The sequence below is a fragment of the uncultured Phascolarctobacterium sp. genome (genome assembly GCF_902463975.1).
GTDB lineage: Bacteria > Bacillota > Negativicutes > Acidaminococcales > Acidaminococcaceae > Phascolarctobacterium_A.
In genome coordinates, this window is sequence record NZ_CABQHJ010000032.1 from 1 (window position 1) to 20,040 (window position 20,040).

Sequence of the window (20,040 nt, forward strand, 5' to 3'; positions counted from 1 at the left end):
CCGAGCGCGTAGTGGACTTTCACCACCTAGTTATCGCCCATGCTGGGCGCACTACTACAAAAACCGGCGGCTAAGAAGCTCGCCGGTTTTCCTGACCGTTATTCACTAACCTTAGCTACAACCTGCTGTGCCTCAATCTTATCACCCGGTTTAACCAGTACCTGGCTAACCTTACCTGCAGTTGTAGCACGCGCAGCAGCAATACTGCCGCCAGCTATAGATTTTACTTTTACCAGAATGTCACCCTGCTTAACCTGAGTGCCCTCCTGTGCCAGTCCATCGGCAACTACAATACCGCTGACAGCGGCGCGCTGGTCAGTCACAGCAGCACAGCCAACGGCAGCAAGTGTAAAGATGCCTAAAGCGGCAATAGTCAAAATCACTATTAACTTTTTACCCATGTGACTCACCTCATTTCAGATACATTTCTCTAACATAAATTATACAGCCTCAGCAATATTTTGACAAGTGAACAGACTGTAAACAGCTCTTAAATAAAACATTATGAAAATCATCTGCAGTTAAAAAATTACCGGCACATAATTTTTTACGCTTTTTTTGCCTATCCTACCCGAAATCACCCTTTGGGGTAGGGTGCAAAAGCGTTTTTTTGGCTATAATATAAGCATCAAAGAATATAATTTCCACATCTGGAAAGGAGATGTTGTTATGAAAATCAAAAATTTTGCTATTGGAGCACTGGCAGCAGCAATGCTCTTCACCGGCACATCTGTTATGGAGGCAGCAGTCTATAATACATCCGCAAGCAGACTCCCTACTAATATTGACTCCCGCTGCGGCAGAACAGAAGCCTTTCTGCTGAAAAATACCCGCTTTGATGTAAAGCATACCATGACCGTAAAATATGCCGAGGAATATGTCGCTCCCTGCTTCAGCCGCAAGGGCATCTACATCAGTGATATGGAGGCCAAAGCTATTGCCTTTGCCGCCTTGCAGATGTATGATGTGCAGCAAAACAGCAACGGCTCCACGGTAAGCTTCAGCGCCAAGGGCGAAGCCGATTCCGGCGACGGTGATTACTGGCTGACTACTATTTATGACAACAAAAAATATATCAATGCCTTTATCAGTACCTACGATGAGCTCCGCACCCAAAATGCACACTCTATCCCTGCCAGCAAAAGCTATTTTCAATACGGGGACAGCCAGTCTGCCGAAGTTTTACAAGTCATCAATCAAAGAATCTACAACCTCTACAGCAAATTTGAAAACATGGACAGCTATTGGGCTCCCGGCGTAAAACTGGTTTTAACCGGTGACTATGTAAACTTCCGCACCGCCCCCTCCACAAGCAGCAATGTAATTGATTCGCTGATGTCCGGCGAAGAAATAGTACCGTTAGAAGGCGCATTCGAAGCCGAAGGCCGCCAATGGTGGAAGGCTATTAACGCTCAAGGCGAGGTTGGCTATGTAAGTGCAGATTTTGTACGCGTAGCCTGCTAAATAAGCTTTAAGGAAGTATCAGCAATGCTCAAAAAACTTTTAGGTTTAATATTTAGCGTCTGTCTGCTGCTAAGCTGCAGCTTAGCAGCTGCGGCGCCTGCGTCCGCGCTGTTCGGCAACGCCAGATATCTCATCTGCATCCACAAGCAAAGCTACCGCCTTGACGTCTATCAGCAGGGCGTAGAGCAAGCAGTCTGCAGCTATCCTATCGCTGTTGCCAAAAACCCCGGCGACAAGCAGTACACCGGCGACAACCGTACCCCCACCTCCTGGGGCAGTGCAGCAGCTATTCCCTCCTACTACACAGGTGCGGCATTAGGCGTGCCTTCGGCGCAGGTTCCCTTCCGCATCGAAGATGTTTGCCCGGCGCATTACTGGACGCACGATTTCGGTGACGGCAAGGGCGTAATCGAAGGTGCCTACGGCCCCTGGTTCCTTTCGCTGGACACCGGCTGGATAGGCATCGGCATTCACGGTACGCATGACCCCGCCTCTATCGGCACCATGGCCTCCGAAGGCTGCATCCGCCTGCGCAATGAGGATATCCAAAGCCTGAAGGAGCTTGTCTGCAGTGATAACGGCGGCATCGGCACCGGCGTAATCATCACCGAGGATTAAACTATAACCCGCAACAATAAAACAAGGAGCTGTCACAGCTAACGCGTGACCGCCCCTTGTTTTTTATTTTTCCTATAAACCAGCTTATTTGATGAACAATCCCAGACCGATGCTAACCAAGCGCTCGCGCCCGTCCGAAGGCTTGTTGACGATTTTGCCGTTGATGACCATTTCGCTGCTGCCACCGCCATCATAATTGACAGCACTCACCGCCCCCAGCTTCACAAAATACTGCGCCAGCTCCGCGAGCGTCATGCCTGCGGAAGCACTGCTTCTGCCGTCAACAACAAGCATTAAAAGCGTGCCGTCCTGCTTCAGGCCGATTGCAGTACGCGGTGCTCTGCCGCGTACGATATCGGGAGCCATCTGCTCCTCCGCAGTACGCACATTCACCCTGCCGTTTTCTACCAGCAGCGGACCGCCGCTGACAACAGTCGTTGCCGCATCCGCAATGCTGCTGCCCAGGCTTTGCGTAAGCGCTACATGGTCGCCCAGGCGCAGGCCTGCCAGCGCAGCCGCATTTGTGCCATGACCGGAAAGCACTACGCAGCCCGGCTCCAAAGACATATTGCCTGCTGTAGAAACAGCAACAACACGGCCATTTTTTATCTTTACCTCACGCCCATACTGATTTGTTTTGGTCGAGGTAGCGTAATAGGAATTAAATAGCACCAGGTCATTAGCTATACGCGCACGGTTCATGCCCTTCAGCTGCAGCGCTCTGCCGTCAGGAAGTGTTACGCTGCCGGTGTAGGCAATGTCGCGCACAATCTTCTGCTCGTTGCCCTGTACTACATAACCGCTGCGCGGCGTAGCATCCATAGCGACAAAATTGCCCTTATCCTTAACGTTGCCGATAACCCAGCCGTCGGTGTCAAAGTACGACGCGTTAACAGCAGCCAAAAGGCCTCTTTGCGCCGCCTGCTTAGCCAAACTGCCGCGTCCGTTATACATGCCTGCGGCCGAGAAAGGCCTCAGCTCCAGGCGTGCCGAAGGCGCAACACTCACCAGATAGCTTACCAACGGTCTGCCGTTCAGCTCCTCCTGCGCATAGGTATAGGTAACGCCGCCTGCCAGCTGCGTCGTGGTTTTGCTGATAGGAATGCGGTAAATATCCAGCACCAGACGGTCAGGATTTTTCAGGTTATACAGCTTGTACTGGCAATCTTTGGTTAAATCTATAACCACCTGAGCCTTTTTCTTCTTTTTGGCAGGCACCGTAATGCTTTTAATCACTACATCTTTTTTAATAACCGGACTTTGCGCCAGCGCCGTACCCTCAGGCAGATTGACCACAATTTGCAGGCCGTTTTTCTCGGCTGTATATTTAATTGGCTCCGTACTGTCGAACACCAGGCGCACACGCGCCGGACTCACGCTGCTGCGCACCGCTGTAACGGGAGCGGCGCTCGCCGCGAGCGGAGCAGCGCACAGCGCAGCCAGCATAAAAACAGAACATATCAGTTTTTTGCAATTCATATTTAGGACCTCTTAAAAGAAAAACAAGTAGAAGATTGAAGAATGCATTAGAGCGTCGTAATACCCCTCTCCGTCATCGCTTCGCGATGCCACCTCTCCCCTAGGAGAGGCTAGAAGGTTAGGCAGAACGCTCTAACGAGCAATTAATATATCGTGCAAGGAATAGCAATTTTAGCAAATGAGTGTCTGGAACCATAGAAGCAAGGGTACGTAACCTTCTGTTACCGTCTGTCAAATTTTACCGAAGCTTCGTCCTGGTTCCACACGAAATTTGCGTTGTGCCCTATGGCACGGGAAAATTGCTGCTGACTGGAACGATATTTAATTGCGACGCCATACGTCCCCTCTCCGTCATCGCTTCGCTCGGCACCTTCCCCAAGGGGCAGGCAAGAAGGTTAGCACACTGCCAAAGATTCTTCTTCACATCTACACAAAAGGAGCTGCCAAAGGCAGCTCCTCCCAAAATCAAAAATCAATAGCCAAGCATCAATCAACCAGATTAGACGCAGTATAAACAGTACCAGGATGCAGCTTATCCAGATTCTCCAGTGCCTTGCCGGTGCCAAGAGCAACACACTCCAACGGATCATCGGCAATATGCGTAGTAATACCGGTCTCACGCTGCATAATCTCAGCCAGACCGTCAAGCAACGCACCGCCGCCGGTCAGATAAATACCGTTATCAACAATATCCGAAGCCAGCTCCGGCGGGCATTTTTCCAAAACACCACGCACAGTAGCAATCAAGGAAGCAACAGCATCCTCCAGCGCCACACGGCAATCCTCAGAACTTACGCTGAAGGTAGTCGGCAAACCGGTAACCATATCACGGCCACGCACAGTAATAGACTCATGACGACCATCGGTAATAACAGTAGCAACATTCATCTTGATTTCCTCAGCCGTGCGCTCACCGATAAGCACATTATGCACCTTCTTCACATGACGCACAATAGCCTCATCAAAATGATCGCCGCCGATACGGATAGAAGAATCAACAACAATACCGCCAAGGCTCAGCACAGCGATATCGGTAGTGCCGCCGCCGATATCAACAACCATATTGCCACGCGGTACGGAAATATCAATACCGGCGCCAAGAGCCGCAGCCAGCGGTTCCTCAATCAGATAGGTCTTGGAAGCACCGCCCTGGGTAGTAGCCTCCATAACAGCACGCTTTTCTACAGAAGTAATGCCGATAGGCACACAAGTCATAACACGCGGTTTGAAAAACAGGCTCTTGCCGGCAACCTTCTCAATAACGTAAGCCAGCAGCTTCTGCGTTACCGTATAATTCGCAATAACGCCTTCCTTCAGCGGACGGATAGCAACGATACTGCCGGGAGCACGTCCCAGCATTTCTCTGGCATCATCGCCCACAGCCAGCACCTTGTTGCGCACCTTGTCAATCGCAACAACGGAAGGCTCCTTCAGAACAACGCCCTTACCCTTGACATAAACAAGAATGTTAGCGGTACCCAAATCAATACCGATATCCATACTCTTAAACATTAGTCATATCTCCTTAATCTACATCTACGCGTTCAATATCCGCACCCAGTTTTTTCAGCTTAGCAACAATGTTCTCATAGCCACGGTCGATATGGTGCAAATCACCGATACGGGTCGTACCCTCAGCCACAAGACCTGCCAGAATCATCGCTGCACCGGCACGCAAATCGGTTGCACGCACATCGCAGCCTGTCAGCTTGCTTGGACCGTCAATAACGGCACTGCGGCCTTCGGTAGAAATCTGCGCACCCATGCGGTTCAGCTCAACCACATGCATGAAACGATTTTCAAAAACAGTTTCCGTAACCTTGCTGCGGCCCTCGGCAATAACCATCATCGCCATCATCTGAGCCTGCATATCAGTCGGGAAGCCCGGATAAGGCAGAGTTTTGATAGATACGGCCTTCAGCGGATTCTTGCCGATAACGCGTACCTTATCAATATCCTCTTCAACCACGGCACCTGCCTCGCGCAGCTTGGCAATCAGCGGCTTCTGGTGCTCCGGCAGAACATTTTCCACAACAATATCACCGCCGGTCATAGCAGCAGCAATCATATAAGTGCCTGCCTCAATACGGTCCGGAATAATGGTATAATCTGCGCCATGCAGCTTCTCTACACCCTCAATGCGGATAGTATCGGTACCGGCACCGCGGATTTTGGCACCCATCTTATTCAGATAGTTGGCCAGATCGACAATCTCCGGTTCTTCGGCAGCATTTTCCAAAATAGTAGTACCCTCAGCCAAAGATGCTGCCATCATAATATTTTCGGTAGCACCAACGCTCGGGAAATCAAAATAAATGCTGGTACCCTTCAATCCTTCAGGAGCACTTGCTTCAATATAGCCATGTCCCTGCTCGATCTTAACACCCAGAGCCTCAAAGCCCTTCAGATGAATATCAATCGGACGGGCGCCGATAGCGCAGCCGCCAGGCATAGAAATACGCGCTTTACCAATGCGTGCCAGCAAGGGTCCCATTACCAGGAAAGACGCACGCATAGTGCGCACCAGCTCATACGGTGCTTCGTAAGAGGTAATGCTGGTGCTGTCGATATCCAGCACATTCTTTTCCGGACTGCATTCCACGGACAGTCCCAAACATTTTAAAACTTCACTTATAGTATGCACATCTTCCAGCATCGGAACCTCGTCAAGATGACTAGGGGTAGTTCCCAGGATAGAAGCTGCAATAATCGGCAGTACAGCGTTTTTCGCACCGCTGGTTTTAACTGCACCAACGAGGCGGTTCCCGCCCTTCACAATTAGTTTTTCCAAAATAGCCCTCCTGCATATGCGAAGTCGGAAAAATTTTTCCGTAACAAATATTTTATCATCAAACACGGGCACTTTTCAAGACTTAATAAAAATCCGGAAAATTTTGCCACAGGCGCCTCTCGCCCGGCCTTATAAGAAAAAGCCGGTACTGCTTCCGGCTCAGAAATTCACCCGCTGGCGGTCTGCTAAAATATTATAATAGGTTTCCTTCTCCATTAATTCCCTGCGGATAGCCTTTTTAGCATCCTCATCAGCACATTCCGCCAGACGCTTGCGCAAAAAAGCTATATCCTGCTTCAGCATCAGCATTTTGTTTCCTGCCAGACTTTCTACGATATCAGCCATCTTACAGTCACCGTCCTTACTTATATATCAAATTCTTCTCATCTGGAAGTTTGCGGCCTTGCCTAGTTCTACATATTATAGTCTACTATAAGCAAGTTTAATATGCAAGGAAAAATCTGTGACAAAACGCAAAAACCGCCCGATGACGTTTGTTTGCGTTTTTCCTAGGAAATTTGCAGCTGAAATTGCATTTTTCATATGAATTTTGTACTTGCGAGTACATTTTTCATAGGGAAAATGCAAAATGCTTGCGTATTTTTATTTTTAGCCATATAATATTCTCAACAAACCAATGAACAGGAGGTAGGCATTTTGTATAGACAAGCCATAGAAAACTTAAAGCAATGGAAAGATTCTCCACATCGTAAGCCATTACTTGTTACAGGTATCAGACAATGCGGCAAAACTTATCTGCTAAAAAAATTTGGTGAAGAATATTTTGACGATGTTGCCTATTTCTATTTTGAAGGCAACAGCCGTCTGGCTTCAATTTTCGCAACTGATTTTGATACAACAAGAATTTTAGATGAACTGAGTATTATAAATCACAAAAAAATTATTCCCGGCAAAACACTCATGATTTTTGACGAAATTCAGGCTTGCCCGGAAGCTCTGATTTCATTAAAATACTTTTTTGAGACTTTGCCTAAGCAACATATCGTCTGCGCAGGCTCATTGTTAGGCGTCGCTTTAAAACGCAACAGCATATCTTTTCCTGTCGGTAAAGTTGATCGTTTAAAAATGTACCCCATGAGCTTCAACGAGTTTGTAATCGCCAATGGTCACAAAGCACTTCTTGACGGTTTACTGAAATATAAGCCAGATGAGCCATTACCTGAACTATATACTACAACTCTCACCAAAGAACTCAAACATTATTATCTGATTGGTGGTCTTCCTGAAGTTGTTGCAAGATGGATAGAAACGCACGATTTCTCGGCAGTCGCAGCCTTACAAGACAACCTGCTTGAAGACTACGCCAGTGATTTTTCTAAATACGCACCCAATGTTGATGTCCCAAAAATTAACTGGATTTGGGATTCCGTACCTATTCAATTAGCTCGTGAAAATAACAAATTTTTCTTTTCCCATGTCAAACAAGGTAAGCGTTCCAAGGATTTAGAAGATGCGTTGGAATGGTTGGTAAATGCAGGACTGGTGAATAAGCTTGATTTAGTCAGTGTTCCTGAACTTCCCTTGGCCTTTAATGCTGATGCCAGCTACTTTAAAGTTTATATGGCAGATATTGGTCTGTTATGCAGAAGGTGCGGATTAACAGCGGATACTGTTCTATACGACAGTCCTTACTATAAAAATTTTAAAGGTGCGCTCACTGAGAACTTCGTATTTAACGAGCTCATTTACACCAATTTACACCCATACTTTTGGCGTTCAGGCAATACGGCAGAACTTGATTTTATTTTTGAATACCAAAGCCAGCTCGTACCTGTTGAAGCAAAAGCAGAAATACATACAAGAGCAAAAAGCTATGGTTTATTCTGCAAAAAATATAAACCACAAACAGGATTCAAGCTATCACTCAAAAACATCGGCATTAACGATTCTGATAATACGAAAACCGTCAGCTTGCCTCTTTATCTGCTTTGGAATATCAAAAGTTATTTATAAATATGCGCAAACACCCGAAGCCATTACGACTTCGGGTGTTGTTTTTATTGCGACATGACTTGCTATATTTTTTACGGCAATCCTTCCTGCACTTACAAACGCTCTACTCTTGCCTCACCGTGCCACATGAATTTGGTTGCCAAAGCCAAAAGCTCTGCATCCTCCAGGCCCTCGCTAACCACAACCACATCTGTCTGCAGCAGGCTCACGCTCAAATCGCAGAACATTTTGCGCAGCTCGTTAATCATCTTGGCATCACCTTCATTCACCTGTCCAGGTGTGCGCTCCGCCAGATGCCAGTAGAGCTGCTTTAAAATATAGCTTTCGTTTTTATTGTACTCTTTGATATTGTCAATGATATTATAAGGATAAACTTCTGCGTCACGCCACGTAGCCTTATACGCGTCGAGCACTTTATTTTCATACTCCTGCTTATAAGCTGCCCAGCCTGCGCGGTCGTCAAATTTCAGCATATCCTCCAGCTTATCACGGCAGCTGATAACCTTGCGGCAGCGCACCAGCATAGCATAAATCAACGCCCGCTCCGCTTCCGTCGCCTGCACCGGCTCCGGCGTAATCGTAAAAACCTGTAAGCCTTCATGCAATTTATGGCGGCGCTCTGCCTCCAGGCGTGCCATTTTCAGGTGCTGCATTGAAAGCAGGCTGTCCTCGCAGCTCACAGGCAGTCCCTGTGCCTGCAGCCCGGCAATTTCGTCCTCATTGCATAAAACTAAAACACGCTGCTTTTTCTCTGCCTGCCAAAGCTCGTTAAGGGCATTCATTTGCTGCTCTCCAGGAAAGTAGCGAATGCTTTATAGGTGTAATAAACATCCAGCTTAGAGCTCAGCTCAAACGGAGAATGCATGCACAGAATAGGCACACCAAGATCGACTACATCCATATCCATAGAAGCAACATACAATGCAACGGTACCGCCGCCGCCTTCGTCTACAGCGCCCAACTCGCCGATTTGCCAGAAAACATCAGCCTCATCCATAATGCTGATAACCTTGGCCATTGTTTCGGCACTGGCATCGTTGGAGCCGGATTTACCGCGCGCACCGGTATATTTGGTCAGTACAGGGCCTTTGTTGACAAAGCAGCTGTTGCGCTCTTCATATACGGAAGCAAAGCTCGGATCGTAGGCGCCGTTAACATCGGAGGAAAGTGCGGTAGTATTGCGCAGCAGCTTGCGGATGTTGGCACCCTGAGTTGCTGCCAGATCCTCCAGATAGTGCAGCACGAAATCGGAATTCAGGCCGGTATTGCCGTAGGAACCGATTTCTTCCTTGTCTGCCAGTATGGTAACAGTGGTATAGTACGGCGCTTTAGTATCAATTTCCGCAGTCAGTGCGGTATAAGCGCAAACCTTATCATCCTGGCCGTAGGCACCGATCAGGCTGCGGTCCAGGCCTACATCCTGCGCCTTGGTTGCGGGAACAAATTCAATTTCCGCACGCATAAAATCATGCTCGGTAATACCGTACATTTCGTTGAGCAGAGCAAGGGCGTTCAGCTTCACAGCATCCTTAACGCCTTCTTCTTCGCTTTCGTCAACAAAAGGCAGGCTGCCGATAACAATGTTCAGCTCCTCGCCCTTAATGCCTTCGCTCAGCTTGCGCTCGTTCTGTTTAGCGCCAAGATGCGGCAGCAAATCGGTTACGCAGAAAACAGGATCGCCGGCATTTTCGCCCACGCATACCTTCACCATCTCACCGTTCTTTTTGATGATAACGCCATGCATAGCCAGAGGCACGGTCACCCATTGATATTTGCGGATACCGCCGTAATAATGCGTTTTGAAATATGCCATTTCATGATTTTCGTATACCGGATTCGGTTTTAAATCAAGGCGCGGAGAATCGATATGCGCAGCGTTCAGGCGCACGCCTGCCTCCAGCGGTGCGGTGCCGAAGGTGGACATAGCCAGAGATTTACCGCGGTTTACAAAGTAAACCTTGTCGCCGGGTTTGTATTCCTTGCCCTCTTCAAAGGGAACATAACCTGCAGCAGCCAGCTTTTCTACAGCCTTCGCAGTAAATTCGCGCTCCGTCTTGGCTGTATCCAAAAATTCCTTGTAGCCTTCGCAGTATGCAAACGCTGCTTCCTTCGCCGCAGTATTCTTTTTAGCGATATGGGGGAATTCCCAAGTTAAATTCTTTTGCAATTCCTTTGCAGTTGTCAAAATCTATCACTCCTTGTACAAGCTTTAGTAAGCAGTGCCAAACAGCACTATGTAAATCATACCACAAATAGCAGCTTTTGGGGAGAGTTAGGGAAATGTATACAATACAAAAAACCCCCGCCCTGACGGACGGGGGTAATTTTTTTGGCATTGTCGCAATGCTTATTACAGCTTGTGAGTAGTACGCAAGCGGGCAACAGCTCTCTTCAGCGCGTTTTCAGCACGAACAGTGTCAATGTCTTCGCTCTTGGAAGCAAGACGTTGCTCTGCACGTTCTTTAGCTGCAGTTGCACGGGCGGTATCAATATCTGCATCAGCTTCGGCAATAGTTGCCAGAACGGTGCATTTATTGTCTTTCATTTCCAGAAAGCCGCCGCAAACAGCAAATTCTTTAACGCTGCCGTCGGTGAACTCCAGCTTCATCGGCGCAATATCCATGGTCGCAATGATAGGCATATGTCTAGCTTTGAGGCCCAGATTACCGGACAAAGCACGGAAACCCACATAAGTTACTTCTTCAGAAGTGAACAGCATCTTATCCGGCGTGACAATTTCAAAAGAAAACGGAGTAGCCATCTGTTAATCCTTCATAGTTGCAGCCTTGGCAACAGCGTCATCAATGGTACCAACCATGTAGAAAGCACCTTCCGGCAGGTCATCATGCTTGCCTTCGAGGATTTCTTTGAAGCCGCGGATGGTTTCCTTCAGAGGAACATATTGACCGGGGGTACCGGTGAACTGTTCAGCAACGAAGAATGCCTGGCTGAGGAACTTCTGAATCTTACGAGCACGAGCAACAGTTACTTTGTCTTCCTCGCTCAATTCTTCCATACCCAGAATTGCGATGATATCTTGCAATTCTTTGTAACGTTGCAGGATAGCCTGTACGCCACGAGCAACATGATAATGCTCTTCGCCGATTACCAGCGGATCGAGGATACGGCTGGTGGAGTCGAGCGGGTCAACTGCCGGATAAATACCAAGCTCTGCGATTTGACGAGACAATACGGTGGTTGCATCCAAGTGAGCGAAGGTGCCTGCCGGAGCCGGGTCAGTCAAGTCATCCGCAGGTACATATACAGCCTGTACGGATGTGATAGAACCGGTCTTGGTGGAGGTAATACGCTCTTGCAGTGCGCCGATATCGTTTGCCAGGGTAGGTTGGTAACCTACTGCGGAAGGCATACGGCCGAGCAATGCGGATACTTCGGAACCAGCCTGAATGAAACGGAAAATGTTATCGATAAAGAGCAGTACGTCCTGGCCGCCAACATCACGGAAGTATTCTGCCATGGTCAGGCCGGTCAGACCAACACGCATACGTGCTCCAGGAGGCTCGTTCATCTGGCCGTATACAAGAGCAGTCTTGTTGATAACGCCAGACTCTTTCATTTCGCCCCACAGATCGTTGCCTTCACGAGTACGTTCGCCAACGCCTGCGAATACGGAATAGCCGCCGTGTGCAGTAGCAATGTTATGGATAAGCTCCATAATAATAACGGTTTTACCTACGCCAGCACCGCCGAACAGACCGATTTTACCGCCCATTGCATACGGAGCGATAAGGTCAACGACTTTAATGCCGGTTTCCAAAATTTTAGTAGCTGTAGCCTGTTGGTCAAAGCTCGGAGCCGGTCTATGAATAGGCCAGTGATCAGCTGCTTCAACCGGAGTGTCATCATGGTCTACAGTTTCACCTAAAACGTTGAAGATACGGCCCAGTACACCAGGACCAACCGGAACGCTGATAGGAGCGCCGGTATCTACAACTTCCATGCCACGAACCAGACCGTCGGTGGAGCTCATAGCAACAGCGCGGACAATGTTATTGCCGATGTGTTGCATAACTTCTGCGGTCAGGTGGATTTTTACTTTACCCTCATCGGTGGTGCCGTCAATGTGCAGTGCGTTGAGGATAGCAGGCATGCTTTTAGGAGGAAACTCTACGTCGATAACAGGGCCTACAACTTGTACGATTCTACCTGTATTCAAGGTTTTAGCCTCCCTACGAAATATCTAATTAGTTTTGTGCCTGTTTCAGAGCTTCTACGCCGCCAACGATTTCGTTCAGCTCGCGGGTAATGGATGCCTGACGTGCCTTGTTATAGGACAGCTCCAGGTTTTGTACCAGCTTGCCTGCGTTATCGGTAGCAGAGCTCATAGCAGTCATACGAGAACCCAACTCACTGGCAGCAGATTGTACCAGTGCGGCGTAAACTACGGTTTCCAGATACTTAGGTGCAAGTACCTGCAGAGTTTCGTCTTCATCAGGCTCGAAAATAAAGCTTGCGCTAGCTTTGCCTTTCTCCTTTACAGGAGGCTCTACCGGCAGAATCTTCTCGCTGGTAGGAATTTGGGACAAAGCGGTTTTGAAGAGTGTAAACACAATATGCAGCTCGTCGAAATGCTCGTCAGCAAATTGTTTGATTGCATCCTGAGCAATTTCTACTGCATTTGCGTAAGACGGTCTGTCGGAGTAGCCGAAGTGGCTGCTCAGCACTTTATAGCCGCGACGTTGGAAGAAATCTCTAGCCTTACGGCCGCTGGTGATAATGACTACGTCATGCTCACATTCGGAAATCTCCGCAACTGCTTTTTTCAAAGCGTTGGAACTATATGCGCCTGCCAGACCTTTATCAGAGGCGAGCACCAGATAACCAACTTTTTTAACATCACGATGTTGAAGCAGCGGGTGTTTTTTGGCACTTAAGCCTGCAAGGATGCTCGGATCGCTCACAACGCTGGATAACACTTCTTTGATCTTGATGGCATACGGACGGCTTGCAGCAGCTCTTTCCTGCGCTCTTCTGAGGCGGGCAGCAGCAACCATTTTCATAGCCTTCGTGATCTTGCCAATGTTACCTACGCTTTTCATGTGGCGATGAATCTCGCGTGCAGTAGCCATTAGTTAATCACCTACCTTCACTAACAAAGGTATCCTTGAACTCGGCGATAGCTTTCTTCAGAGCTTCTTCGTTCTCATCAGTGATTTTCTTGGTTTTGATGATGTCTCCGCCAACTTCCGGATGGTTAGCTTCCATGAAGTCCAGGAATTCTTTTTCGCAGCGGGTTACATCTTTAACTGCTACGTCATCCAGATAGCCTTTGGTGCCAAGGTAAATAGCCATAACCTGTTTTTCAACAGACAACGGGCTGTATTGGCCTTGTTTCAGAACCTCGGTCAGACGTTGACCACGGTCCAGCTGTGCTTTGGTAGCTTTATCGAGGTCAGAAGCAAACTGAGCAAATGCTGCCAGCTCGCGGAACTGAGCCAGATCCAGACGTAAGGTACCTGCAACCTGCTTCATAGCTTTGATCTGAGCAGCACCACCTACACGGGATACAGACAGACCGGAGTTGATAGCCGGACGGATACCGGAGTAGAACAGCTCGGATTCAAGGAAGATCTGACCGTCGGTAATAGAAATTACGTTGGTCGGAATGAAGCCGCCTACGTCACCTGCCAGGGTTTCGATGATCGGCAGTGCGGTGATGGAACCGCCCTTCAGTTCATCGTTCAGCTTAGCAGCGCGTTCCAGCAGACGGGAATGCAAATAGAATACGTCGCCAGGGTATGCTTCACGTCCTGGAGGACGACGGAGCAGCAGGGACATTGCACGGTATGCAACAGCGTGTTTAGACAGGTCGTCGTATACGCACAGAACGTCTTTGCCCTGATCCATGAAGTATTCAGCCATGGTTACGCCAGCGTACGGAGCCAGGTATTGCAGCGGAGCGGAGTCAGCAGCAGTAGCAGCAACGATGATGGTGTATTCCATAGCGCCGTGTTGTTCCAGAGTACGAACAATACGAGCGATGTTAGAAGCCTTTTGGCCGATAGCTACATAAATGCAGATAACGCCCAGACCTTTTTGGTTGATAATGGTGTCGATTGCAACTGCAGTCTTACCGGTACCACGGTCGCCGATGATAAGTTCGCGCTGACCACGTCCGATAGGAACAAGTGCGTCGATACATTTAATACCGGTTTGCAGCGGGGTATCAACGGATTTACGATCTGCGATACCATGTGCAGGAGATTCAACCGGACGACGAGCTGCAGCAGCGATTTCGCCTTTGCCGTCGATCGGGTCACCGATAGCGCTAACTACACGGCCCAGCAGGTTTTCACCAACAGGAACCTCCATGATGCGGCCGGTACGGCGAACAACGTCGCCTTCTTTGATTTTGGTCTCGCCGCCCATCAGTACGATACCAACGCTGTCCGGGTTCAGGTTCAGAACCATGCCGGATACGTTGTGGGGCAGTTCAACTAATTCGCCAGCCATAGCGTTTTTCATACCGATAACGGTTGCGATGCCGTCACCGATTTTTTCTACGATACCAACTTCTTCCAGATCAGCATCCACATTGTAATTCTCCAGCTTGTTGCTGAGAGCATCACCCAGGGCTTCCGGTTTGGTGTACTCGTGAACGTCGATGCCGTTCAGAGCAACTTCCATTTTCTTCAGCTTGCGCAGTGCGGAAGCGTCGAATACCTTATCGCCAACTTGTACGATGATGCCGCCGAGGATAGACGGGTCAACTTTCTTGTTCAGGAAAATCTCACGGCCCAGTTTCTCGGTCAGGATTACAGAAATGGATTGATACTCGTCAGCCGACAATTTCTTGGCGGTAGTAACGTTTACATCTAACAGCTCTTTAATGGAGCCCAGATCGATTTTGAAGTCGGACAATTGTTGCTTAATTAAAGCAATATTTTCTTCTGTCTTCATATTGTACCAATCACCTCCGAATACCGGGGTTTTGCCTGCTGTTTCGCATTTCAGCGGCATACTTCCGGCTTAATAGGGAAAGCAGCAAAATTATTTCATGATAGAATCAACGATTTTGCTAGCCATTTTTTTGTCTTCTTCAGAACCTAACTTTTGTTCTACGATCTTGCTAGCAGCAATCATGGACAGGTTGATAACTTGTGCACGAACTTCGTCCATAGCTTTCTTCTGTTCCAGTGCGATTGCTTCTTTAGCAGTTGCAATAACCTGATCTTGTTCAGCTTTGGTGTCTGCCATGATTTTGTCATGAGCAGCTTGAGCAGTTTTGCGGGCAGCATCAACAATAGCTTGAGCTTCTTGTTTAGCTTCAGCCAGCTTTGCAGCGTATTCAGCTTTAACTGCTTCTGCGTCAGTCTTAGCCTTTTCTGCAGCTTCCAGATCGCTTGCAATTTTGTTCTTACGCTCTTCCATAATGTTGCATACGGGTTTGTAAGCGAATTTTGCAAGAACGAAAACTAAAACCAAAAAGTTCAGGATCTGCGCGATAAGTGTTGCATTGAAGTTAACCAATTATAGCACGCTCCTTTTTGTAATATCTTGCAAAATTAAATTATTTAATGAACGGGTTAGCGAATACCAGAACGATAGCGATTACATAGCACAGAATAGGCATGGATTCGATCAAGCCTACGCAAACCAGCATGTTGGTAAAGATTTTACCAGCTTCTTCCGGTTGACGAGCCATGGATTCAATAGATTTGCCGCACATGTTGCCGTTACCGATACCAGCGCCAGCAGCAGCACCCAAGCAAACAAGGCCTGCACCGATTACAGATGCAGCAGTAATGATTGCATTTTCAGACATTTGTTTCATCCTTTCGAAATTGTGATTTTAAATTTTTTTTGCTTAAAAAGCTTAGTGTTCGTCGTGGCTAGCAAATGCCAGTGCATAGCTGCCCAAAGACAAAATGGTAAAGATAAAAGCCTGAACGAAGCCAATGAACAGGGAGAACATTACCCACAGTTCAGGAACTACCCACGGAGCCAGCTGATACAGTACGATCAACAGGATTTCGCCTGCCAGGATGTTACCAAAGAGACGAAGAGCCATGGTCAGCGGTTTAGTCACTGCATCCAAAAGATGCAACGGCAGGAATGCCGGACTCGGGCTGATGAAATGTTTAAAGTGGCCGATACCTTGTTTCGCCACACCAACGCAGTACGCGCTAAACGCAATTAGCAAAGAAAGCGCAAAGCAGGTATTAATGTCATTGGTAGGTGAAGTCCAGTGAACGCCAATCTGCGGAAGCAAAATGCCCAGTTCGTTTGCTACCAGGATAAACATAAACAAGGTAACGATGAACGGTGCCATAAATTTACGGCCTTTGGATCCCAGGTTGTCTTCCATCAGACCATTTAAGAAATCAAGAATGATTTCCATTGCATTCTGCAGTCCGGAAGGAACCATTTTCGGGTTCTTACAAACCAGAAGGAACAGTACGAAGACGATTGCCATGGTTACCCAGGTCATGTACATGGTTTGCATGTTGACTTCACCTAAAAAGGTAGATTGGGTAAGGTAATGGATAATCTCTCCGGATTTTTCTGCACCTTCAGCTGCTGCATTTCCCATTTTTACACACTCCTTTCTTCACGCCCTCTCATTTTGATGTTGGTACGCGATAAATAATAGATTTAAAATAAAGAATATATGTATCAGAAGAAACCCGCCGAATGCGCCATGCACAGCAAGCTTCATCCTTAACATCGTAATAATAAACGCAGCCGCAGCGGCCAGACGGGCCCAGCGGAAACGCTTCATGATTTTCAGTCCCTGCTTTGGCACCTCTACGTAAGGCAGAGATTTTTTGATGCCTAAAAACATAATGGACAGATCTATCGTGCCGGCCAGCACACCGCAAAGCACGCCGTGGGCAAAGGCACTGCGCTGCCATAACCAGAGCGGCACCGCTATCAGCAGCGCACACATACAGATGCGCGCTACGAAGGCGTTCGCGCCGTTTCTCGCTATGGGCGTCAAATCAAAATTACTTTTCATCCTTCTTATGTTCGGTGTCCCATGAAAGGACGCTCCTCTGAATCAGATTATAGTAGGTCATAACAAGTGAAACTATTGCCAGACCGATGCAGATACCCCGCATCGTATGGTCGCCGGTTTCCAGATGACGGTCGAGCCAGTCGCCGCCGAAGTACGCCAGCAGGAAATCAATCACGGCCATAAACGCCAGAGAGGACACAGTAGCCAAAGCTTCAAGCATCCGCATATGCTCCTTATCGGGTGTTTTGTTAGTCATGATTTTTCACCACAGCACGAATTCACAAATTAATCATATTTACTCTTATAATTTTAATATTTTTCACAGTTTCTGTCTACGCCTTAGACGCAAATTCCGGCAAATTTTCCACATCAAAGCCATTTTTTCTTAAAATAGCATGGATAATACGCTCGCAGGCCTTGCCGTCACCGTAAGGATTGGCAGCCTCCGCCATGGAGCGATAATGCTCGGCATCGTCTAAAAGCAGATTGGTTTCGCGCAGCACATCATCATAAGCGGTGCCTACGAGCTTAACCGTACCGGCTTCAACAGCCTCCGGACGCTCGGTGGTATCACGCAGAACCAGAACCGGCTTGCCTAAGGCTGGAGCCTCCTCCTGAATTCCGCCGCTGTCTGTGAGCACGATATCAACCTTAGCCATCAGATTAGCAAACGGTTCATATTCCATAGGCTCAATCAGATGCACTCTGTCTAAATGTCCCAGCTCCTCGCGAACGATTTCACGCACCTTGGGGTTTTTGTGTACCGGGAAGATTGCTTCCACATCGGGATGCGCTTCCAGCACACTCTTCAAAGCGCGGTAAACATGACGCATAGGCTCGCCCAGGTTTTCACGGCGGTGGGTAGTCATCAGAATAAGGCGATGACCGCTGGCAAACACCTTGTTGAACTCCTCGTCCTCAAAGCGGTAGCCTTCCTTCACCGTAGTCTGCAGAGCATCAATAACAGTGTTGCCTGTTACCAGAATCTGCTCGGGGCAGATGTTTTCCTTCAGCAGGTTCGCCTTGCTGGTAGAGGTCGGTGCAAAATGCATATCGGCAATCGCACCGGTCAGCTTGCGGTTCATTTCCTCCGGGTAAGGAGAATATTTATTACCGGTACGCAGGCCTGCTTCCACATGGCCTACAGGAATCTGCGCATAAAAGGCAGCCAGAGCACCGGCAAAGGTAGTCGAGGTGTCACCATGCACCAGCACCATATCGGGCTTTGCTTCCTCCATAACGGATTTCAGGCCCATCAGCGCGCGGGTAGTAACATCATACAGGGTTTGACCTGCCGACATAATGTTCAAATCATAATCAGGCGTAATGCCAAACAAATCCAGTACCTGATCAAGCATCTCTCGATGCTGTGCGGTAACTGCCACAATCGGCTGGATATATTCAGGATATTTACGCATTGCCAGCACCAGCGGGCACATTTTGATAGCCTCCGGACGAGTGCCGAAAACTGTCATTAACTTTATCTTCTCCACGGTTCTTCCTCCCCCTTATCTGTCGTTCAGAATACCGATTTTTTTAGCACCAACGGCAACTGCCGTAATAATAACCGCTATAATAAGTGCGGCGTAAAAGCCGTCAAACTCTGCCCACAGCACAGCTGCGATACCGAGCACGGCTGTAATAGCATACATCAGCAGGACTGCCTGCTTCTGGTTCATGCCCATCGCCAGCAGGCGGTGATGCAAATGGCCCTTATCGGGCTGGAAAATTGGGCGGCCGTTGCTGTAGCGGCGCATAATCGCAAAGGCTGTATCCATAATCGGCAGGCCCAGTGCAATAGCCGGTACAATCAGCGCTACGGTAGCAGCAGTCTTGACTGCGCCGTAAACCGAAATAGCTGCCAGCATATAGCCGATGAACATACTGCCTGTATCGCCCATGAAAATAGTAGCGGGATTAAAATTATAGCGGATAAAACCGATAATGCCGCCGGCCAGAGCCGCAGTCATTACAGCTATATGGTAATAACCCATCTGAACCGCAACCAGAATGACCGTCATGGAAGCAATCGCAGATACGCCTGCTGCCAGGCCGTCCAGACCGTCAATCAGATTGACAACGTTCGTAAAGCTGATAACCCAGAAAATTGTCAGCGGTATAGAAATAAACCATTCGTTAAGATAAAAATAGCCGCCGAAGGGATTGTTCAGCCATTCGATACGGATATCAAAGGCCACAAGTACGCAGGCAGCAAAAATTTGCCCCAGCAGCTTGACCTTTGCCGGCAGCTGATATTTGTCATCCAGTACGCCTACGATGGCAATCACGCTGCCGCCAAGCAGAATGCCGACAATATCCTTCGTCAGCTCCAAGCTTGCCACTGCGGCAATCATAAAGGCAATATAAATAGCCAAACCGCCAAGACGAGGCATAATCTTCTTATGCACCTTGCGGTTATCGGGCTTGTCAATCGCGCCGATTTTAAAGGCTAATGTTTTAATATAAGGGGTCAATATATAGCTCACCAAAGCGGCAAGCAGAAAAGGGAAACCATAAGCACTTAACATTTATTCTTTCTCCACCGGAACCTGATTCGTTGCACACAAAAAACACTAAACTATTCGTTCCTTATATAGTATAACATTTTTGACACTTGCGTCAATTACTTTTATTACAAAAATGATATAATAAGGCTTTTTTTCCGCAAAATTCTCCCGAATTATTCCCATTTATTATAGCATAATATCATCAAGGGAATATATCCTTTTGGCAT

At 48.1% G+C, this 20,040-nt stretch carries 21 protein-coding genes; 3 read left to right on the plus strand and 18 right to left on the minus strand.

Features of this window, described 5'->3' with window-relative positions; translation table 11 throughout:
- Positions 1-98: 98 nt before the first annotated feature.
- Complete coding sequence (locus RDW05_RS09505) at positions 99-401, minus strand: hypothetical protein (RefSeq protein WP_009144968.1); 303 nt, start codon at positions 399-401, stop codon at positions 99-101.
- Positions 402-669: 268 nt separating this feature from the next.
- Here RDW05_RS09505 and RDW05_RS09510 point away from each other — a divergent pair, with 268 nt between their 5' ends.
- Together RDW05_RS09510 and RDW05_RS09515 are read left to right on the plus strand one after the other, a co-directional pair.
- Positions 670-1,464 (plus strand): SH3 domain-containing protein, encoded by a 795-nt coding sequence (locus RDW05_RS09510; RefSeq protein WP_307978844.1) that lies wholly within the window; start codon positions 670-672, stop codon positions 1,462-1,464.
- Between the two features lie 24 nt (positions 1,465-1,488).
- Positions 1,489-2,082 carry a L,D-transpeptidase gene (locus tag RDW05_RS09515; RefSeq protein WP_307978845.1) on the plus strand — a complete coding sequence of 198 codons (594 nt, stop codon included), beginning with the start codon at positions 1,489-1,491 and terminating at the stop codon, positions 2,080-2,082.
- Positions 2,083-2,166: 84 nt separating this feature from the next.
- On the opposite strand, the gene RDW05_RS09520 is transcribed toward RDW05_RS09515, so the two are convergent.
- The 4 genes from RDW05_RS09520 to RDW05_RS09535 form a co-directional block, all read right to left on the minus strand.
- Positions 2,167-3,561, minus strand: a complete 1,395-nt coding sequence (locus RDW05_RS09520) for a phosphodiester glycosidase family protein (protein WP_307978846.1) — start codon at positions 3,559-3,561, stop codon at positions 2,167-2,169.
- Positions 3,562-4,047: 486 nt separating this feature from the next.
- Positions 4,048-5,073: a rod shape-determining protein MreB gene (locus RDW05_RS09525; RefSeq protein ID WP_307978847.1), complete on the minus strand. Its 1,026-nt coding sequence runs from the start codon at positions 5,071-5,073 to the stop codon at positions 4,048-4,050.
- A gap of 13 nt (positions 5,074-5,086) precedes the next feature.
- On the minus strand, positions 5,087-6,352 hold the full coding sequence (murA, locus tag RDW05_RS09530) for a UDP-N-acetylglucosamine 1-carboxyvinyltransferase (protein WP_307978848.1): 1,266 nt from the start codon (positions 6,350-6,352) through the stop codon (positions 5,087-5,089).
- A 159-nt stretch (positions 6,353-6,511) separates the two neighbouring features.
- Positions 6,512-6,697, minus strand: coding sequence for a hypothetical protein (locus RDW05_RS09535; RefSeq protein ID WP_009144962.1), 186 nt, complete (start codon positions 6,695-6,697; stop codon positions 6,512-6,514).
- A gap of 312 nt (positions 6,698-7,009) precedes the next feature.
- On the opposite strand from RDW05_RS09535, the gene RDW05_RS09540 reads away from it, so the two are divergent.
- Positions 7,010-8,326: an ATP-binding protein gene (locus tag RDW05_RS09540; RefSeq protein WP_307978850.1), complete on the plus strand. Its 1,317-nt coding sequence runs from the start codon at positions 7,010-7,012 to the stop codon at positions 8,324-8,326.
- 92 nt (positions 8,327-8,418) lie between these two features.
- Here RDW05_RS09540 and RDW05_RS09545 read toward each other — a convergent pair whose 3' ends face one another.
- From RDW05_RS09545 to RDW05_RS09605, 13 genes are all read right to left on the minus strand, one after another.
- Positions 8,419-9,108 (minus strand): hypothetical protein, encoded by a 690-nt coding sequence (locus tag RDW05_RS09545; RefSeq protein ID WP_307978851.1) that lies wholly within the window; start codon positions 9,106-9,108, stop codon positions 8,419-8,421.
- Positions 9,105-10,511, minus strand: a complete 1,407-nt coding sequence (locus RDW05_RS09550) for an aminopeptidase (RefSeq protein ID WP_307978852.1) — start codon at positions 10,509-10,511, stop codon at positions 9,105-9,107. Before RDW05_RS09550 ends, RDW05_RS09545 begins: the two co-directional genes overlap by 4 nt.
- Before the next feature lie 165 nt (positions 10,512-10,676).
- A complete protein-coding gene (atpC, locus tag RDW05_RS09555) occupies positions 10,677-11,087 on the minus strand; it encodes an ATP synthase F1 subunit epsilon (protein WP_021719231.1) in 411 nt (136 codons plus the stop codon).
- 3 nt (positions 11,088-11,090) lie between these two features.
- Positions 11,091-12,503 (minus strand): F0F1 ATP synthase subunit beta, encoded by a 1,413-nt coding sequence (atpD, locus tag RDW05_RS09560; protein WP_021719232.1) that lies wholly within the window; start codon positions 12,501-12,503, stop codon positions 11,091-11,093.
- Between the two features lie 28 nt (positions 12,504-12,531).
- Positions 12,532-13,416, minus strand: a complete 885-nt coding sequence (atpG, locus tag RDW05_RS09565) for an ATP synthase F1 subunit gamma (RefSeq protein ID WP_307978853.1) — start codon at positions 13,414-13,416, stop codon at positions 12,532-12,534.
- A 7-nt stretch (positions 13,417-13,423) separates the two neighbouring features.
- Positions 13,424-15,307 (minus strand): F0F1 ATP synthase subunit alpha, encoded by a 1,884-nt coding sequence (gene atpA, locus RDW05_RS09570; RefSeq protein ID WP_304074946.1) that lies wholly within the window; start codon positions 15,305-15,307, stop codon positions 13,424-13,426.
- Positions 15,308-15,337: 30 nt separating this feature from the next.
- Positions 15,338-15,817: a F0F1 ATP synthase subunit B gene (gene atpF, locus RDW05_RS09575; RefSeq protein ID WP_021719235.1), complete on the minus strand. Its 480-nt coding sequence runs from the start codon at positions 15,815-15,817 to the stop codon at positions 15,338-15,340.
- A gap of 40 nt (positions 15,818-15,857) precedes the next feature.
- A complete protein-coding gene (atpE, locus tag RDW05_RS09580; protein ID WP_363186368.1) occupies positions 15,858-16,121 on the minus strand; it encodes a F0F1 ATP synthase subunit C in 264 nt (87 codons plus the stop codon).
- A gap of 42 nt (positions 16,122-16,163) precedes the next feature.
- Entirely contained in the window at positions 16,164-16,880 is a 717-nt protein-coding gene (atpB, locus tag RDW05_RS09585; protein ID WP_021719237.1) for a F0F1 ATP synthase subunit A, read from the minus strand.
- Between the two features lie 18 nt (positions 16,881-16,898).
- Positions 16,899-17,306 (minus strand): hypothetical protein, encoded by a 408-nt coding sequence (locus tag RDW05_RS09590; protein ID WP_293722327.1) that lies wholly within the window; start codon positions 17,304-17,306, stop codon positions 16,899-16,901.
- Positions 17,296-17,562, minus strand: a complete 267-nt coding sequence (locus RDW05_RS09595; RefSeq protein WP_307978854.1) for a hypothetical protein — start codon at positions 17,560-17,562, stop codon at positions 17,296-17,298. Before RDW05_RS09595 ends, RDW05_RS09590 begins: the two co-directional genes overlap by 11 nt.
- A gap of 76 nt (positions 17,563-17,638) precedes the next feature.
- On the minus strand, positions 17,639-18,799 hold the full coding sequence (wecB, locus tag RDW05_RS09600) for a non-hydrolyzing UDP-N-acetylglucosamine 2-epimerase (RefSeq protein ID WP_337397191.1): 1,161 nt from the start codon (positions 18,797-18,799) through the stop codon (positions 17,639-17,641).
- A gap of 15 nt (positions 18,800-18,814) precedes the next feature.
- On the minus strand, positions 18,815-19,834 hold the full coding sequence (locus RDW05_RS09605; RefSeq protein ID WP_009144949.1) for a glycosyltransferase family 4 protein: 1,020 nt from the start codon (positions 19,832-19,834) through the stop codon (positions 18,815-18,817).
- Positions 19,835-20,040 lie beyond the last annotated feature (206 nt).

Coding starts and splice junctions, on each gene's coding strand:
- RDW05_RS09545 (WP_307978851.1), bottom strand. CDS start 9,108: ATGAATGCCCTTAACGAGCTTTGGCAGGCAGAGAAAAAGCAGCGTGTT.
- RDW05_RS09595 (WP_307978854.1), bottom strand. CDS start 17,562: ATGACTAACAAAACACCCGATAAGGAGCATATGCGGATGCTTGAAGCT.
- RDW05_RS09505 (WP_009144968.1), bottom strand. CDS start 401: ATGGGTAAAAAGTTAATAGTGATTTTGACTATTGCCGCTTTAGGCATC.
- RDW05_RS09510 (WP_307978844.1), top strand. CDS start 670: ATGAAAATCAAAAATTTTGCTATTGGAGCACTGGCAGCAGCAATGCTC.
- RDW05_RS09605 (WP_009144949.1), bottom strand. CDS start 19,834: ATGTTAAGTGCTTATGGTTTCCCTTTTCTGCTTGCCGCTTTGGTGAGC.
- RDW05_RS09525 (WP_307978847.1), bottom strand. CDS start 5,073: ATGTTTAAGAGTATGGATATCGGTATTGATTTGGGTACCGCTAACATT.
- RDW05_RS09520 (WP_307978846.1), bottom strand. CDS start 3,561: ATGAATTGCAAAAAACTGATATGTTCTGTTTTTATGCTGGCTGCGCTG.
- atpA (WP_304074946.1), bottom strand. CDS start 15,307: ATGCCGCTGAAATGCGAAACAGCAGGCAAAACCCCGGTATTCGGAGGT.
- RDW05_RS09535 (WP_009144962.1), bottom strand. CDS start 6,697: ATGGCTGATATCGTAGAAAGTCTGGCAGGAAACAAAATGCTGATGCTG.
- RDW05_RS09515 (WP_307978845.1), top strand. CDS start 1,489: ATGCTCAAAAAACTTTTAGGTTTAATATTTAGCGTCTGTCTGCTGCTA.
- RDW05_RS09590 (WP_293722327.1), bottom strand. CDS start 17,306: ATGAAAAGTAATTTTGATTTGACGCCCATAGCGAGAAACGGCGCGAAC.
- atpC (WP_021719231.1), bottom strand. CDS start 11,087: ATGGCTACTCCGTTTTCTTTTGAAATTGTCACGCCGGATAAGATGCTG.
- atpB (WP_021719237.1), bottom strand. CDS start 16,880: ATGGGAAATGCAGCAGCTGAAGGTGCAGAAAAATCCGGAGAGATTATC.
- atpE (WP_363186368.1), bottom strand. CDS start 16,121: ATGAAACAAATGTCTGAAAATGCAATCATTACTGCTGCATCTGTAATC.
- atpG (WP_307978853.1), bottom strand. CDS start 13,416: ATGGCTACTGCACGCGAGATTCATCGCCACATGAAAAGCGTAGGTAAC.